Origin of the sequence: Amycolatopsis sp. WGS_07 (genome assembly GCF_045278895.1) — a bacterium.
Lineage (GTDB): Bacteria > Actinomycetota > Actinomycetes > Mycobacteriales > Pseudonocardiaceae > Amycolatopsis.
Window position 1 is genome coordinate 2,664,306 of sequence record NZ_CP136053.1, and the last position, 15,732, is coordinate 2,680,037.

The window sequence follows — 15,732 nt, forward strand, 5'->3', positions numbered from 1 at the left end:
CTAGCGGACTATTTAGTTCGACAGAACGAATTACTTTCTAAGATATTCGAAAGGGCGAACCATGGCACGAGTCTTGATCGCGGGCGGGGGCATCGCGGGGGCGATCACCGCGATCGCGCTGCACGAGGTGGGCCACGAACCGGTGCTGTACGAGGCGTATGACCGCAGTGCGGAGGGGGTCGGCGCGTTCCTGACGCTCGCCGTGAACGGCCTCGACGCGCTCACCCCGTTAGGGCTGAAACCGCTGGTCAAAGACCTGGGATTCGACACGCCGCGGATGACGCTCGGGCTCGGCAACGGCCGTCAGCTCAGCGAATTCCCCCTCGGCGGGGCGCTGCCGGACGGCACGGTGAGCCAGACGGTTTTGCGCTCCGACCTCTACGTGGCGCTGCGCGACGAAGCGGTCAGACGCGGCGTACCGACCGAGTTCGGCAAGCGCCTCATCGACGCCAGCCAGACGGCCGACGGTGTCACCGCGACCTTCGCGGACGGCACAAAAGCCCACGGTGACCTGCTGATCGGTGCCGACGGCCTACGGTCGACCGTCCGCCGGATCCTGGATCCGTCCGCACCGTCGCCGCGATATGTGCCGCTGCTCAACACCGGCGGTTTCGCGCGCGGCCTCGACCTGGACGACGAGCCGGGCGTCATGCACATGGTGTTCGGCCGCAAGGCGTTCTTCGCGCACGTGCTCGCCCCGGACGGCGCGGTCTGGTGGTTCGCGAACGTGCCGCACGCGAGCGAACCGACGGAATCCGAACTCGCCGCAATGCGCGGCCCCGGCTGGCGGAAGCGGCTGCTCGACCTGGCCCGCCCCGACCGCACTCCGGCCACCGCGATCATCGAGGCCAGCGAAAACATCTACGAACCGTGGGCGACCTACGACTTCCCGACGGTCCCGGTGTGGCACCGCGGCCGGATCGGCCTCATCGGCGACGCCGCGCACGCGACGTCACCCGCGGCAGGCCAGGGTGCGGCGATGGCGATCGAGGACGCGGTGACGCTTGCGAAGTGCCTGCGCGACGTCTCCGACCCGGCGGCCGCGTTGACGACCTTCGAGGCCTTGCGCCGGGAGCGAGTGGAAGCCGTTGTGGCCCAAGGAAAACGCAATGGCGACGCCAAGGCCCCCGGCCCGGTCGGCCGGGTGCTCCGGGACTTCTTCATCACACGCGCGATGCGCAAACCAGCCGCGGACGACCCGAACCGGTTCATGTGGGAGCACCGGATCGACTGGGCCGAACCGGTGAAAGCGGCCTAGCGCCAGGTGTCGACGCGGTGGAAGTTCTTGTACGCCCGGCTCGGCGTCGGCCCGCGCTGCCCCTGGTAGCGGGAGCCCGCCTCGCTGGAGCCGTACGGGAATTCCGCCGAGCTGGACAGCCGGAAAATGCACAGCTGGCCGATTTTCATCCCCGGCCACAGCGTGATCGGCAGGTTCGCGACGTTCGACAGCTCGAGCGTGATGTGCCCGGAGAAGCCCGGGTCGATGAAGCCCGCGGTGGAGTGCGTGAGCAGCCCGAGCCTGCCGAGCGAGGACTTGCCCTCGAGCCGCCCGGCGAGGTCGTCGGCGAGCCGGACCTGTTCGAACGTGGACCCGAGCACGAACTCGCCGGGGTGCAGCACGAACGGCTCGTCGCCCTCTTTTTCGACCAGCGACGTCAGCTCGTCCTGCTGCAGCTGCGGGTCGATGTGGGTGTACTTGCTGTTGTCGAAGACCCGGAAGTAACGGTCGAGCCGGACGTCGATGCTGGACGGCTGGACCATGTCAGCGTCGAAGGGGTCGATGCCGAGCCGGCCGGCGTCTAGCTCTTTGCGGAGGTCACGGTCACTGAGCAGCACGGATGCAGCCTATCGGGCGGCTGGACGCGGCCGGGGCACCCCCATCCGCTTGAGGTAGCGCCGCCGCCCGAACGCCCCGAGCGCTTCCTGCAGCGCAGTCGCGCCAGGAACGAGCTGCCGCACCGTCTCCGCCGCGTAATTCACCCCCGCGGCGGCGAGCACCACGGCCTGCGCGACCGGGTTGTCGGGCAGCCCGAGGAAGTCAGCGTTGTCCCGCCCGAGCACGAGCCGGCTGATCGCGGAATGCACGCCGACGTTCACCTGCCCGAGCACCTTCCCGGCAACCCCGCGCCCCTCGCCGATCGCCGCGTGCGTATCGACGAGGGCGCGGGCGAGCCGCTTCGAGTCGTCGTCCGGGATGAACTCGGTGGCGGCCAGCATCCAGAGCAACCGCCAGGCGTCGTCCTCGTCGGCGGGCAACAGCTCGTCGGTGACGCCCATCAGCCAGCCGACGTAACGCCAAAGATGGAGGATGTCGGCCTTCTCGCGGGCGGTGTAGCGGAGGCCGAGCAGCTGCGTGCCGAAGACGTAGACGAGGGAGAAGAGGAGAAGGGTGCCAGCGGTCTGGACCTGATTGATCGGCCGGTCCCACCGGTCGTAATCCCAATCCGGCCGGTTGTTCATCGCGCGCCGGACATGCGCGTGCACCAGCCGAATCCGCAGCGCGGCCTGGTATCCGGTGCCGTGTTGCTGGAGCGCCCCCGGAGTCGTGACGTCGATCCACCACACCGCGGTCTCCACCAGCCTGCGCGGTGCCCGATACTCGATCTCACCGGTGCCGACCAGCGATTTCGTCGCGCGGGAGGCGAGGTAGCCGCCCATGAGCGACATGTCGCCGAGGGGAAAGAGACCGAGCAGCCCGGCGCGGGTGATCGCCTTGGCTCCGCTGATGAGCCGCTGGTGATCGACCCAGTACGGAGTGGCTTCAACGCTGGCCATGAAGGCTTCCAACTCCGGCGGCCCCGGTTTCCCGGCCAGCGCCTCGTCAACCCGGCTTCGGTTGTGCGGTTCCCGGTGCAGCCACTCGACGACCGCGTCGGCCAGGGCGTCTTCCTGCTGCGCGAAGGTACGAAGCCGCTTGAGCTGCCCTTCGTCGGCGGCGGAGCCTCTCGTCCGAGCCGCGAGCCGGAACCCGCCTTGACGGAACATCTCGGGGTCGTCCATCGCGCACCTCCGCACCGTGGGTCGACAACAAGTGTTGTCACTTGGCTGGCGAGGCGTCAAGGCATGCCCCCGCTGGACATGGGGGTGCCGTGGTTGTGTATGCTGGCCGAGTACTGCGGATGTAGTTCAATGGTAGAACATCAGCTTCCCAAGCTGAATACGCGGGTTCGATTCCCGTCATCCGCTCTCTTGCGAAAGCCCCAGGTCACGCAGTGTCTACTGTGGACCTGGGGTTTTTGTTTTTGCGCATTCAATTCACCTGTTGCGCCACTGGCCTGCCGGTGTTGGTGCTCCGACCGGATCATTGCCATCCAGGACTTTGCCCTTGCCCTGCGCAGTCCACGGGCTAGCGACGACCAAGCGTAGGCAGGCCGCCGCTGACGATCCGGATGTACCGACGCCTCCTTTTACCGGAACGTCGTCCATCTGCACCCGGGGAACGCTGACAGTCAGGTTGAGAAAAACTGTCGTCGACGCTCATGCGTCCTGCGTCCGAGCCAGATGGGTGACGCACCCGCGCTGGATTGGCCCCGCTTCGGGCCGGGGTTATGATCTGCGTTTCGTCGAGGCTGTTGCGGCACCGCTCCGCCCGCCCGAGGAGTTCATCTCGCCTCCGCACTTGCGCAGGCAAGTTTTCCAACGATTTGATCAAGCGGCCTGCGTCGGTACACAGCCTCAATCGCCTGTCTTCGGCGACGAGCGGGGCCTTGAGCTTGTTCTTGCCTTGAGAGACTTGGTACGTCTCCAGGTGTGCTCGCACGCCTCGTTCCAGGGCGTCGAGTCGCTGAAGCAGGCCTCGGTACTTCTTAAGGAGCCGCGTGTCTCCCCCAACGAGGTGCTGGGCGGCCACATTCCGTCCTGCCATGTCGTTTCTATCGCGCAACGCAGGCCGGACGTTCCACCTCGCCGGTCACGATCTTTGCCAGAGCCCTTGCACCGGCCGGTTTCGGCCGTCAAGGCAACAAGGTGAACGCGGATATATGCCTTGGCTTGACGACAGGGAAGTGTCGGGTGTCAAGGGTCGCGACCCGCGTAATGCCAAGCCGCTCAGCCAGTGCGCCCACGCACCAGCGGAAGATCGACTCGACGGTATAGAGCCCATCAGCGACGTCCCGAAGGAAGTCGGCCTCTGCTGAAGCGCTGGCACGCGAGCCGAGCATGTAGCCGATCTCGACTAGCAGAGGCTCCGGCAAGACCAGCGGCCTAGTGTCGAAGGCAGCAACTCCGTTGGCACGCCGACCGAGGTCAGGCTCGCCGTCGAACACGCCTACCGTGCGACACCGACGGCGAGGCGGCTCGGCCTCCGGCGGAGCGATCCCGACTCTAGTTCTGGGCGTAGGACTTGTCTGCCTCAGTCGACGAAGTTGCCCTGCGGTGAAACCAGAACAACCCGCACAACACCGCCAACCACACCACCCCGACAATCAGCGCCAGGCGGGTGTCCTCAGCGAACGCCATCACCACGAAGATGAACACCATGAACGCCATCGTCAAAATCTGGCCCACCGGCCAGAACGGCACCGGGAACTCCAGGCCCTCAGCAGGTGACTGACGCCGGGATCGGTAGTGCGTAAGCAGGATCATGAACCAAACCCACACCGTCGCAAAGGTGCCCACCGATGCGATCAGCAGAAAAGCACTGTCCGGCAACAGGTAGTTCAGAACGACAGCCAGGCTTAGGGCCGCGGCGACCACGAGGACGGTCATCCATGGGATGCCATTCCGCGTAACCCGAGCCATTACAGCAGGGGCTTGGCCACGCCGAGCCAGGCCGTAAATCATCCGTCCGGCGCCGAAGATGTCGCTGTTGATCGCGGACAACGCGGCAGTCACCACGACGATGTTCAAAACCGTTGCGGCGGAGTGCAAACCCAAGCCGGAGAAGATTTGGACGAAGGGGCTGCCGGAATCGCTGATCGTGTTCCATGGGTTCAGCATCATGATGATCGCCAGGGTCGCTACGTAGAAAAGCAGCACCCGCACGGGGACGGTGTTGACGGCCTTCGGCATGGCGGTGCGTGGGTCTTCGGACTCGGCTGCGGTGAGGCCCAGGATTTCCGTGCCGCCGAAGGCGAACATCACCAGGGCGAAGGAAGCGATGAAACCGCCGATGCCGTTGGGGAACCAGCCGCCGTGGGACCACAGGTTGGTGATACTCCCAGAATCAGCACCGAAGATCAGGATTGCTGCTCCGCCAAGGATCATCGCGACGATCGCGACTACCTTGACCAGCGTGAACCAGAATTCCAGCTCACCGTAAACCCGTACGCTGACCAGGTTCGCGGCGGCGATGACCAGGATCGTCAGCACTACCCAGATCCACCGCGGCACGTCGGGGAACCAGAATCCCATGTAGACAGCCAAAGCTGTCACGTCGGCGACGCAGACGATCACCATTTCGAACGCGTAGGTCCAGCCGGTCAGGAAGCCTGCCAAGGGGCCTAGATGTTTCCGGGCGTATTCGCCGAACGAGCCGGGGGCGGGGTCGTTGACGGCCATTTCGCCCAAGGCGCGCAGTACGAAGAAGATCGCCGCGCCACCAATAAGGTAGGCGAGCAGGACGGACGGGCCCGCTTTGGCGATGGTGTCCGAGGAGCCGTAGAACAAACCGGTGCCGATCGCCGAGCCCAAGGCGATGAACCGGATGTGCCTGCCGTTCAAGCGGCGGCTCAAACCATCCCCGGACTTCGTCGTCATTGACGCCTGCCTCCCGAAATCGGTAGCCCGCGAGTGCGAGCGGGTCGGCACAGTAGAACTGATCCGGCCCGGGCCGCCCAACCGATGGCTACCGGAAAGCGTCTGCGATTTCAGACGGTCTACAAAGGACTCCTCAGCCCTCGACCAGCTCCCACGGCGCACCGGGTTCCGCGCGGTCGAACACCTGGCCCGGCGCGGCGAGCAAGGTCGGCACGACGTCCGGGTACAGGTGCACGACGTGTTCCAGTTCCAGGCCTTCCACCTCGAAGTCCTCCGCCTCCGGGACCTCGAAGCCGACGAACAGCCAGGTGCCGTCCGGTTCCCGGACCACCTGACGGACCGCGCGCGCCGGTGCCGCGGCATCCGTGCCGATTTCGGTCAAACCGGTGCTCAGCTGGACTTCTTCGAGCGGTGAACCAGGATGCGGCCAAGCGGCGATGCGGGCGTCGCGGTGGGCGAGGTCTTCGTCGAGGTCATCCGAATCCGACACCGAGCTGAGCAGCCAGGTGAGGCGGTCCGGATCCCAGTCGGCGGCCATGCCGGCGGGCACGTCGGCCAGCGCGGTCAGGTGCGGCAGCAGGGCGACCGCCTCGCGCAGGACCATCGCGCCGAACAGCTGGCGGTTGACCTCCATGTCCTCTTCGAACTCGGCACCGTCGCTGATGAACCAGTCACCGTCGTCGTCGAGGACGACGAACGCCAGTTTTTCCGGGTGCTCCACCAATTCGTGCGCGATGATCACCGGGGATTCCGGGTCCTGTCGCAGCGGCCATTGCTCGGACATGCTCACTCCCCGTCGTCGATCATCTGCATCCACTCGGCATCCGGCGCCTCGCGGAAGAACACTTCGCCTGGCTCCGCGTCGAGCAGCTCGGCCACGTCCGGGTACAGCTGCGCCACGTGGCCCAGCTCCAGTGTGTCGACCTCGACGTCGGTCTCCTCGTCGGGATCGGGCACCTCGAAGCCGACGAACATCCACGTGCCGTCCTCGCCTCGGCTCGCGTAGCGCACGCCGCGGACCGGAGCGTCCGCCGCCGTGCTGATCTCTATCAGCCCGAAGCTGAGGTTCGCCTCGTCCATCGGCGACCCAGCGTGCGGCCAGGCGGCGGCGCGGGCCTCCCGGTACGCACGAGTTTCCTCGTCGTCGTCCGGAACGAGCGGCGAAATCAGTACCCAGGACGCGTTGCCGGCGTCCCAATCCGCACCCATCCCGGCGGGCAGCTTGGCCAGCGCCGTCAGCTGCGGCAGCAGTTCCACGACGTCGTGCAGGCACATCGTGGCGAACTGCTCCTGGTCCAGTTCCGGATCGTCGCCGAACTCCGTGCCGTCGCTGACGAACCAGCCTTCCTCGTCGTCGAGGAGGACGTGGTCCAGCTCCTCCGGATGCTCGATCAGGCCCTGCGCGACAAGCACCGCGGCATGCGGTTCCTGTCCCATCGACCAGTCTTCCGACATGCCCGCTCCCCACCTCGCGTACGACTGCGGGCCCATCCCACCAGACCCGCCCGCCCCGGTGCACAGCGCGTCTCCGGCAGGAAATTCCACGTGCGTTGGATTAGGCTGGACGGCATGGTGCTGCCCGAACGTCTCGCCCGGTTCAACCGCGTGGTCACCAACCGGGTCACGAAACCTTTCGCCGACAAACTGCCTGGATTCGGCGTGATCGTGCACCGCGGCCGCAAGTCCGGCCGCGAATTCCGCACTCCGCTGAACGTCTTCCGCTCCGACGACGGATTCGTCGTCGCGCTCACCTACGGACCGGACGCCGACTGGGTGCGCAACGTCCTCGCCGCGGGCGGCGCGGAGGTGATCACCCGCGGCCGTAAATACCGCGTGCGCGATCCGGAACTCGTGCATGATGAGTCGCGCCGGCCGATGCCGCCCGGGGTGCGGCAGTTCCTCGGACTCGTCGGCGTCACGGATTTCCTTGTGCTGAAACGAGAATAAAGGGGGAGCGGGATGCTCACCGGGAAGCTGGTGCGGCTGCGGGCGCTCGAACCGTCGGACGCCGAATCGATCTACCGGTGGATCCACGATCCGGAGGTCGGCCGGTACATGACCGGCGATTACCCGCGTTCGCTCGCCCAACTGCGCCAGCGCGGCGAGGAACGCCCGGTGAACACGTACGAAAACGTCGTGCTGGGCATCGAATCCCTCGAAGCGGACAAGCTGATCGGCATCGTCGACCTGCGCGACGCCCGCCCAGAGATCGGCCGCGCCGAGCTGGACATCTACATCGGCGAGACCGACCACTGGGACGGCGGATACGGCACCGAGGCGCTGAAACTCATGTGCCGGTACGGATTCAACGTGATGCGGCTGCACCTGATCGCGCTCTGGGTGGTCGCCGAGAACGAGCGCGCGCGGCACGTCTACCGCAAGGTCGGGTTCGTGGAGGACGGCAGGCACCGCGAATGTCATCGCGGGCCCGACGGCCGGTACCACGACATGTACCTGATGAGCCTGCTCGAACCGGAGCTGAACGACTGAGCTAGCTCTTGACCTGCCGCTTGCCCCACAGGCTGGCGGCGAGCGTCACGCCGATCGCGGCCAGCACGACCTGGGTGATGATCTCCAGCCAGTCGATGCCCTTGGTGTCCGCGTAGCCGATTCCGCGCGCGATCGCGGTGCCGACGAACGCGGCGACGATGCCCACCAGGAGCGTGAGCCAGATCGGGATGGACTGTTTGCCAGGTGCGACCAGCTTGCCGAGCAGGCCGAGGATCAGGCCGATCACGACCGCGCTGATGATGCCGGAAACCGCCATGGCGAAACTCCTTCTGCCGAGAGGACCGGGCTCGACCGGTTTAACCCGGAACCCGGGGCGCCAAACCCGGCTTACCGCCCGCTCGCGGCCACCGCCACCGGAAGCACGAAAAATGCCCCGGTCCGGGTGCGGAACGGGGCATTTTTCCAGCCAGTGCGATCAGAACGCGGCTTCGTCCACGTCCATCAGCGCGTTGTCCGCGGCCTCCACGATGGCGCGGCGCGAGGTCAGCTCGGGCAGCACGCTCTTCGCGAAGAACGACGCCACCGCCAGCTTGCCCTCGTAGAACGGCTTGTCCTTGGCCGACGCGCCGTTGTCGAGCTTCTCCAGCGCGACCTCGGCGCCCTGCAGCAGCTTCCAGCCGACCAGCAGGTCGCCGACCGACATCAGCAGCCGCACGGTGTGCTGGCCGACCTTGTTGATGTTCTGCGGGTCTTCCTGCGACGAGGTCAGGTAGCCGATCAGCGAGCCCAGCATGCCCTGGGTGTCCTCGAGCGCCTGCTTGAGCAGCGCGCGCTCGTTCTTGAGCCGGCCGTTGCCCGCCTCGGACTCGATGAACTTGGTGATCTCGCCGGCGACGAACGCGAGCGCCTGGCCCTTGTCGCGGACGATCTTGCGGAAGAAGAAGTCCAGCGACTGGATCGCAGTGGTGCCCTCGTACAGCGAGTCGATCTTCGCGTCGCGGATGTACTGCTCGATCGGGTAGTCCTGCAGGAAGCCGGACCCGCCGAGCGTCTGCAGCGACTGCACGAGCTGCTCAGTGGCCCGCTCGGAGCCGACACCCTTGACGATCGGCAGCAGCAGGTCGTTGACGCCGTGCGCCAGCTTCAGTGCGGCTTCGTCGCCCTCGCCGGTCCACAGCTGGTCCTGGAACGACGCGGTGTACAGGTAGATCGCGCGCAGGCCCTCGGCGTACGCCTTCTGCAGCATCAGCGAACGACGCACGTCGGGGTGGTGCGTGATCGTGACGCGCGGCGCGGCCTTGTTGAGCATGTTCGGCAGGTCAGCGCCCTGCACGCGCTCCTTGGCGTACTCCAGCGCGTTCAGGTAGCCCGTCGACAGCGTGGCGATCGCCTTGGTGCCGACCATCATCCGGGCGTACTCGATGACCTGGAACATCTGCGCGATGCCGTCGTGCACCTCGCCGAGCAGCCAGCCCTTGGCCGGGGTGCCGTGCTGGCCGAAGGTCAGCTCGCACGTGGTGGACACCTTGATGCCCATCTTGTGCTCGATGTTGGTGACGAAGGCGCCGTTGCGCTCGCCAAGCTCGCCGGTCTTGGAGTCGAAGTGGAACTTCGGGACCAGGAACAGCGAAAGGCCCTTGGTGCCCGGCTTGGTCTCGATGCCGGGACCCTCGGGACGGGCCAGCACCAGGTGCATGATGTTCTCGACCATGTCGTTCTCGGCCGAGGTGATGAACCGCTTCACGCCGTCGATGTGCCAGGAGCCGTCCTCCTGCTTGACCGCCTTGGTGCGGCCGGCTCCGACGTCCGAACCGGCGTCCGGCTCGGTGAGCACCATGGTGGCTCCCCAGCCGCGGTCGATCATCAGCTGGGCCCAGTGCTTCTGCTCTTCGGTGCCGTTCTTGTCCACGATCATGGCGAAGTTCGGACCGGCGAGGTACATGAACAGCGGGGCGTTCGCGCCGAGGATCAGCTCGGCCGCGGCCCACTGCACCGTCGGGGGCAGGCCGAAGCCGCCCAGCTCGTTGGTGAGGCCGAGCCGCCACCATTCGCCGTCGACGAGCGCCTGGTAGCTCTTCTTGAACGAATCGGGGATGGTCACGCTGAACGTCTTGGGGTCATACACCGGCGGGTTGCGGTCCGCGTCGGCGTAGGACTCGGCGAGCGGGCCGGTGGCGAGGTTGTTCAGCTCCGACAGCACGCCGCGGGCGGTCTCCTCGTCCGACTCGGCGAGCACGCCCTTGCCGAGCCGTTCCTGCACGCCGAGTACCTCGAAGAGGTTGAACTCCAGGTCTCGGACGTTGCTCTTGTAGTGGCCCATGTCGTCACTCCGTGTCGTGTTCGGCTTTCCGGCCGGGCACTGGTTCCCTTACTCGCCGGTAACATCAGGATATTACCTACCGGTAACCAGAGCAAGCGAATCCGCCCTTCCAGGGGTGCCGATTCGCTCGGAATAACGGGTCGACCAGGGGACCGCCTCACCGCGTGCCGCGCGCCACGGCCTCCTGCACGGCCGGCGGACCGGCACTGTCGTCAAGCTGGGGGACCAGGATGCCGCTGCGGAACGCGATGGTCACCGCGTGTGTCCGGTCGCGGGCGGAAAGCTTGCGGAGAATGCTCTTCACGTGGGTCCGCACGGTTTCGACGGACAGGAAGAGCAGTTTCGCGATCCCGGAGTTCTCCAGCCCTTCGGCGACCAGCTGCAAAACCTGGTACTCGCGCCGGGAAAGCGGCATGGCGCCCTTGGGCTGTACGAGGTGCCCGTCGACCGGAGCGGCTCTAGGCGACGGTTCGCGCTTGGGCCGCGCGGTGAGCGCGGACAGCGCCGGGTCGATGTAGCGACGGTCGTGGTGCGCGCGCCGGACGGCCTCGGCGAGCCGCCGCGAATCGACCGCGCGCGGCACGATGGCGTGCGCACCCGCCCCGATGGCGGCGGCGAGGTACTGCTGAGTGCGGTTCGTGTCGCGCACCAGGGTGACCAGCACCAGGGCCGGATCGCCCGCGTTGAGCAGTTTCGCGAGGTGGCAGTTGGGGTCGAGCGCGGAATCGAGGATCACGACGTCCGGGCGGACCTGCTCGCACAGCTGCATCGCCGCGTGGTGGCTCGCCGCCTGGCCGGACCAGTGCAGGCCCAGCGTGCGGTGCACCATCGCCGCGATGCCCTCGCGGAAAATCGGAATGGGGTCGACGACCGCGACTCCCAGGCTGCGACCGCCGGCCGGTTGACCGGCCGACATGGGCGTTCGGTGGGGCTCGATGCCACGCATCTCGGGCCTCCGTCCTCAATGGTCGCTCCCGGTGACCGGCACGCCCCCTCGGCGTGCCGCCGGTCCCCCTGCCGGAACCGGACGGGAACGACACCTTGTCCCTGGTTCGACTCCGCCGAGAGCGGCTTGTGACGCGGTTTCCCCCTCATGGCCGTAACGGCTGGTCGCAGCAAACTCTGAGTAGAAAAGTGGCCCCGAGATGCGCGTGAACGGCCCAGCGGGGGCCCGCCCACTCGGGTTAGCTCTACTGAGGGTTTAACTGCTCGGGTGAACCTCCGGTGACCGCCCGTGCGCGCAGCCGGCCGAACTCCTCGGCGAGGGTTTTCGGGGTCCAGTGGGCGTTCAAACCGCTGGGATTGGGCAGGAGCCAGACGTTCGTTGTCCCAATTGTCCGATCTTGTGGACCGACGGCGGCCCGCCGATCGCCGAACGCGACGCGGTAGGCAGTGATTCCGACCACGGCCAGCCAGCGCGGGCGGTACTTCTTTACCTTCGCGGTCAGGATCTGGCCGCCTTCGCGGAGTTCGTCGTCGGTCAGCTCGTCGGCGCGGGCGGTGGTCCTGGCTACGACGTTGGTGATGCCGAGGCCGAGGTCGAGGAGCTGATCCTGTTCGCTCGGGTCCAGCTGGCGCGGGGTGAAGCCGCTGGCGTGGAGGGCGGGCCAGAAGCGGTTGCCGGGGCGGGCGAAGTGCAGGCCGAGCGCGCCGGAGTAGAGGCCGGGGTTGATGCCGCAGAACAGGACGTTCAGGTTGGGGGCGAGGACGTCCGGGATGGTGGTCCCGTGCGCGGCGGCTTGTTCGGCCTTGGTGGGTTTGGCGGGCATGGGTTCAGTTTCCCGGGAAGGTGGGGGGATGAGCGTGACGCCTGATGGCTGCCCGGTCGATCTCTATCTGGAGCTGCCCGCGGCTGGGGAGCCGGAGGGGGTCGCGTACATCTGAGGCGCTGAGACCGTCCGCGCCCGGATCGGTGAGCTTCGGCTGGACCGGCGGTTCCCGACTGTCGTACCCGGCAGCCATCTGAACAACGGGCCGGATCGGACTCGCCAATGGCGGCAGTGGGCTCCGGTCGGGCAGCTGCTGGTCGAATGGCATCCGCCCGCCTGGTTCGACCAGGTCGCCGACGGTCCGGGCGGGCGGCTGGGCGACGTGCTGATCGCCCTCGAAGGCGTCCGCCGGGACGGCGACCGGCTCGCTGCCACCGTCCGCTACTCCCTCGGCCACCGGACCTGGAAACAGCCCTTCACCTGCGAAACCTTCCCCCTCGAACCCACCCTCGACCAAGCCGGGCTGAGGTTCGAGCGCTGGGTCACCGCTGAGCGGGACTGGTTCCTCGCGCGATCTCGACCCGCGGGGTAGCCAACCCAGCACCCCGGTCGGTAGCCTGTGTGATCCCTCGCACAACGGCGTCGATGAGGAGAGCACATGCAACTGTGGCTAGTGCTCGGCCTGGTAGCACTGATCATCGCCATCGCGTCCCTGATCGTGATCCTGGAAGACCGCCGTGCCGCGCGGCAGGCGGCGATCGCGAGGCGAGCCCGGTTAGCGCGTCTTGGCGAGGTCGATCCGCTCGCTCCGGGCAGGCTCCACGCGGAGGGTTGAAGAGATCGGCCGGAGGGCGAGCAGCAGCGCCCCGGCCAGCCAGCCGAGTCCGGCGCCGAAGGTGTTGGTCATGAGGTCGTCGACGTCGAAGATCCGGTAGACGAACGGCGCGGTTCCGAAGTTCGCCGTGAGCTGGGTGATCTCGACGGCCAGTGACACCGCGAAGCCGATCGCCAGCGCGCCGACCACGCCGCGGCGCCACAGCGTCCTGGCGAAGAAACCCAGCGGGACGAACAAGAGCACGTTCATCGCCGCCTGCTGGAAGGTCTGCGTGGTGAACCAGTCCGCCGCCGAAAGACCGTGCTTTACCAGTTCGGTGTGGATGTCGGCGATCCACTGGAACGGCTCCAGCTGCACGGTCTGCTCCAGCCGCCTGCTGTTCGGGCCGGGCAGCGGCAGGAAGACGACCGCCAGCGCCATGCACGCGTAGAACACGACCGCCGCCGAGGTCACCAGGTTGCGCAGCCGCGGGCGGCCGTGGCGCGCGATCTGGAGCACGAACTGCGGGACCAGGATCGTCGCCCATACCGCGAGGAACCCGATGAACCCGTACTGCAGGGCGGTGACCTGTGCGTTCGTCATGCCAAGAACGCTATGGATCTTGCCGCGCGGGCACTTCGGTCGAAGAGCCGGAGGGTCTGGACCACGGGTCGGCCAGATGGCCGAGTGGGCGCTGACCGATCGGTCAGCGGTCGGGCGAAGGCGGTTCGTCGTCCTGGTCCACGCGCTCGGAGCGCCAGGCCGCGAAGACGGTGCCGGCGATCAGCAAAAGGACCACGCCCAGCACGAGCACGACGAGCTGCGTTTCCATTTGTCCCCCTCGGTACCCAACGCACAGATCGGGCGGGGGCGGCCGAACGTTACCGAAACTTTCATCCGGGTCCGGCCGTTCTGCCCTGGTCCCCACCGTCCAGTTTGGGCAGACTGCTTCGCCGGGCGTCCGCATCAGGGGTCAAGCGGGCGCGAACACCGGAGGAAACATGAAGCTCTTCACCCGGCTCGCGGCCACCGCCGCGGCCGCACTGGCCACCGTGGCCGTCACGAGCGCGCCCGCCGAGGCCGCACAGACCACCGACGTCCGGATCATCACCTTCAACGACCTGCACGGGAACCTCGAACCGCCGTCCGGGTCGAGCGGCCGGATCACGCTGCCGGACGGGACCAAGGTGGACGCGGGCGGCGCGGCCTACCTCGCGACGCACGTCAAGCAGCTCGAAGCGCAGGTGCGCAATTCGATGGTGCTGTCCTCGGGCGACAACGTCGGCGCGTCGCCGGTGATCTCGGCGCTGTTCCACGACGAACCGACCATGGACTTCCTCAACGACCTCGGCGTGAAGGCGTCCGTGGTGGGCAACCACGAGTTCGACGAGGGCTACCAGGAACTGCTGCGCATGCAGTTCGGCGGCTGCAACAAGACCGACGGCTGCCAGTTCCGCAAGAGCTACGACGGCGCGCGCTTCCCGCTGCTCGGGTCCAATGTGTACTTCGACAACGGGGTGCCCGCGCTGCTGCCGTTCAGCATCCAGTTCTCCGGCGGCGTTCCGGTCGGCGTCATCGGCGCGACGCTCAAGGACCTCCCGTCGGTCGTGACGCCGGAGGCCATCAAGGGTCTCAAGTTCGGCGACGAGGTCGAGGCGATCAACCGCACCGCGAACATCCTCGACCGGCTCGGGGTGAAGTCCCAGGTCGTGGTGCTGCACCAGGGCGACGAGGCACTGCCCGGCGCCGGTCCGAACGACTGCAAGGTGCAGCCGAACGGCGCCGCCGCGACGATCGCGAAGAACGTGACGCCGAAGGTCGACGCGATCTTCACCGCGCACAGCCACCAGCAGTACAACTGCGTGATCAACGACCCCGCCGGCCAGCCGCGACCAGTGATCCAGGGCGCGTCGTTCGGCCGGCTGCTGTCGGTCGTGGACCTGAAGATCGACCTGCGCACGCGTGACGTCGTCCGGTCGCAGACCAAGGCGCACAACGAGATCGTCACCCGCGACGTCACGCCGGACCCGGCCGTGACGAAGCTCGTCGACGAGGCCAAGACGAAGGCCGCGCCGATCGCGAACAAGCAGGTCGGCACCATCACCGCGGACCTGCCCGCGGCGGGCGGCCCGTCCGGCGAATCGCCGCTCGGCGACGTGATCGCCGACGCGCAGCTCGAAGCGACCAAGTCCAACAACGCGGTGATCGCGATGACGAACCCGGGCGGCATCCGCGCCGACCTCACGTACAAGTCGTCGGCGGCGGGCGAGGGCGACGGCGTCGTCACCTATGGCGAGGCGTTCACTGTGCAGCCGTTCTCGAACATCATGCAGACGATCACGCTCACCGGCGAGAACCTGAAGAACGTGCTGGAGCAGCAGTGGGGCCAGTCCGGCGGCACCAAGATCCTGCAGATCTCGAAGTCGCTGCACTACACGTACTCGGCGGCCGCGCCGGTCGGCTCGCGGGTTTCGAACATCACGATCGACGGCAAGGCGGTCGACCCGGCAGCCAAGTACCGGGTGTCGGTGAACAACTTCCTCGCCGCCGGCGGGGACGGGTTCACCGAGTTCAAGAAGGGCACCGACCTGGCGGGCGGGCCGGTGGACCTGGACGCGTTCATCGCCTACCTCGGCGCGCATCCGGGCATCGCTCCGCCGCCCGCGGACCGGATCACCGCCGCTCCGTAATCGCCGAGGAGCCCTCGCCCACCCGGGCGGGGGCTCCTCTCGTTTCTCCAA

The 15,732-nt window shown here is 67.1% G+C and carries 17 protein-coding genes and 1 tRNA gene; 6 read left to right on the top strand and 12 right to left on the bottom strand.

Going from position 1 to position 15,732, the window contains the following annotated elements; all coding sequences use genetic code 11:
- Nucleotides 1-61 precede the first annotated feature (61 nt).
- Entirely contained in the window at nucleotides 62-1,258 is a 1,197-nt protein-coding gene (locus RPX00_RS12455) for an FAD-dependent oxidoreductase (protein ID WP_406639676.1), read from the top strand.
- Here the strand turns inward: RPX00_RS12455 and dcd are convergent.
- Both dcd and RPX00_RS12465 read right to left on the bottom strand, forming a co-directional pair.
- Complete coding sequence (gene dcd, locus RPX00_RS12460; protein WP_406639677.1) at nucleotides 1,255-1,836, bottom strand: dCTP deaminase; 582 nt, start codon at nucleotides 1,834-1,836, stop codon at nucleotides 1,255-1,257. The two genes, RPX00_RS12455 and dcd, sit on opposite strands and share 4 nt — an antisense overlap.
- 9 nt (nucleotides 1,837-1,845) lie before the next feature.
- Nucleotides 1,846-3,000, bottom strand: a complete 1,155-nt coding sequence (locus RPX00_RS12465) for an oxygenase MpaB family protein (protein ID WP_406639678.1) — start codon at nucleotides 2,998-3,000, stop codon at nucleotides 1,846-1,848.
- 115 nt (nucleotides 3,001-3,115) lie between these two features.
- Between RPX00_RS12465 and RPX00_RS12470 the strand changes: the two genes are divergently transcribed.
- Nucleotides 3,116-3,186, top strand: a tRNA-Gly gene (locus RPX00_RS12470).
- A 767-nt stretch (nucleotides 3,187-3,953) separates the two neighbouring features.
- Here the strand turns inward: RPX00_RS12470 and RPX00_RS12475 are convergent.
- From RPX00_RS12475 to RPX00_RS12490, 4 genes are all read right to left on the bottom strand, one after another.
- Nucleotides 3,954-4,265, bottom strand: a complete 312-nt coding sequence (locus RPX00_RS12475) for a DNA-binding protein (RefSeq protein WP_406639679.1) — start codon at nucleotides 4,263-4,265, stop codon at nucleotides 3,954-3,956.
- A 58-nt stretch (nucleotides 4,266-4,323) separates the two neighbouring features.
- Nucleotides 4,324-5,697 (bottom strand): amino acid permease, encoded by a 1,374-nt coding sequence (locus RPX00_RS12480; RefSeq protein WP_406639680.1) that lies wholly within the window; start codon nucleotides 5,695-5,697, stop codon nucleotides 4,324-4,326.
- A 133-nt stretch (nucleotides 5,698-5,830) separates the two neighbouring features.
- Nucleotides 5,831-6,481 (bottom strand): hypothetical protein, encoded by a 651-nt coding sequence (locus RPX00_RS12485; protein ID WP_406639681.1) that lies wholly within the window; start codon nucleotides 6,479-6,481, stop codon nucleotides 5,831-5,833.
- Nucleotides 6,482-6,483: 2 nt separating this feature from the next.
- A complete protein-coding gene (locus RPX00_RS12490; protein WP_406639682.1) occupies nucleotides 6,484-7,152 on the bottom strand; it encodes a hypothetical protein in 669 nt (222 codons plus the stop codon).
- Nucleotides 7,153-7,266: 114 nt separating this feature from the next.
- On the opposite strand from RPX00_RS12490, the gene RPX00_RS12495 reads away from it, so the two are divergent.
- Nucleotides 7,267-7,644, top strand: coding sequence for a nitroreductase family deazaflavin-dependent oxidoreductase (locus RPX00_RS12495; RefSeq protein ID WP_406639683.1), 378 nt, complete (start codon nucleotides 7,267-7,269; stop codon nucleotides 7,642-7,644).
- Between the two features lie 12 nt (nucleotides 7,645-7,656).
- On the top strand, nucleotides 7,657-8,187 hold the full coding sequence (locus RPX00_RS12500; RefSeq protein WP_406639684.1) for a GNAT family N-acetyltransferase: 531 nt from the start codon (nucleotides 7,657-7,659) through the stop codon (nucleotides 8,185-8,187).
- A gap of 1 nt (nucleotide 8,188) precedes the next feature.
- On the opposite strand, the gene RPX00_RS12505 is transcribed toward RPX00_RS12500, so the two are convergent.
- The 4 genes from RPX00_RS12505 to mug form a co-directional block, all read right to left on the bottom strand.
- Nucleotides 8,189-8,464: a GlsB/YeaQ/YmgE family stress response membrane protein gene (locus RPX00_RS12505; protein WP_378303507.1), complete on the bottom strand. Its 276-nt coding sequence runs from the start codon at nucleotides 8,462-8,464 to the stop codon at nucleotides 8,189-8,191.
- 159 nt (nucleotides 8,465-8,623) lie between these two features.
- Nucleotides 8,624-10,468 (bottom strand): acyl-CoA dehydrogenase, encoded by a 1,845-nt coding sequence (locus RPX00_RS12510; RefSeq protein WP_406639685.1) that lies wholly within the window; start codon nucleotides 10,466-10,468, stop codon nucleotides 8,624-8,626.
- A 157-nt stretch (nucleotides 10,469-10,625) separates the two neighbouring features.
- On the bottom strand, nucleotides 10,626-11,414 hold the full coding sequence (locus RPX00_RS12515) for a response regulator transcription factor (protein ID WP_051728643.1): 789 nt from the start codon (nucleotides 11,412-11,414) through the stop codon (nucleotides 10,626-10,628).
- 244 nt (nucleotides 11,415-11,658) lie between these two features.
- On the bottom strand, nucleotides 11,659-12,237 hold the full coding sequence (gene mug, locus RPX00_RS12520; RefSeq protein WP_406639686.1) for a G/U mismatch-specific DNA glycosylase: 579 nt from the start codon (nucleotides 12,235-12,237) through the stop codon (nucleotides 11,659-11,661).
- Between the two features lie 322 nt (nucleotides 12,238-12,559).
- On the opposite strand from mug, the gene RPX00_RS12525 reads away from it, so the two are divergent.
- Complete coding sequence (locus RPX00_RS12525; RefSeq protein WP_406639687.1) at nucleotides 12,560-12,769, top strand: hypothetical protein; 210 nt, start codon at nucleotides 12,560-12,562, stop codon at nucleotides 12,767-12,769.
- A 183-nt stretch (nucleotides 12,770-12,952) separates the two neighbouring features.
- Here the strand turns inward: RPX00_RS12525 and RPX00_RS12530 are convergent, their stop codons facing one another.
- Together RPX00_RS12530 and RPX00_RS12535 are read right to left on the bottom strand one after the other, a co-directional pair.
- Nucleotides 12,953-13,594, bottom strand: a complete 642-nt coding sequence (locus tag RPX00_RS12530; RefSeq protein WP_406639688.1) for a VanZ family protein — start codon at nucleotides 13,592-13,594, stop codon at nucleotides 12,953-12,955.
- A 103-nt stretch (nucleotides 13,595-13,697) separates the two neighbouring features.
- Nucleotides 13,698-13,823 carry a hypothetical protein gene (locus tag RPX00_RS12535; RefSeq protein WP_406639689.1) on the bottom strand — a complete coding sequence of 42 codons (126 nt, stop codon included), beginning with the start codon at nucleotides 13,821-13,823 and terminating at the stop codon, nucleotides 13,698-13,700.
- A 169-nt stretch (nucleotides 13,824-13,992) separates the two neighbouring features.
- On the opposite strand from RPX00_RS12535, the gene RPX00_RS12540 reads away from it, so the two are divergent.
- Nucleotides 13,993-15,681: a bifunctional metallophosphatase/5'-nucleotidase gene (locus RPX00_RS12540; RefSeq protein WP_406639690.1), complete on the top strand. Its 1,689-nt coding sequence runs from the start codon at nucleotides 13,993-13,995 to the stop codon at nucleotides 15,679-15,681.
- Nucleotides 15,682-15,732 lie beyond the last annotated feature (51 nt).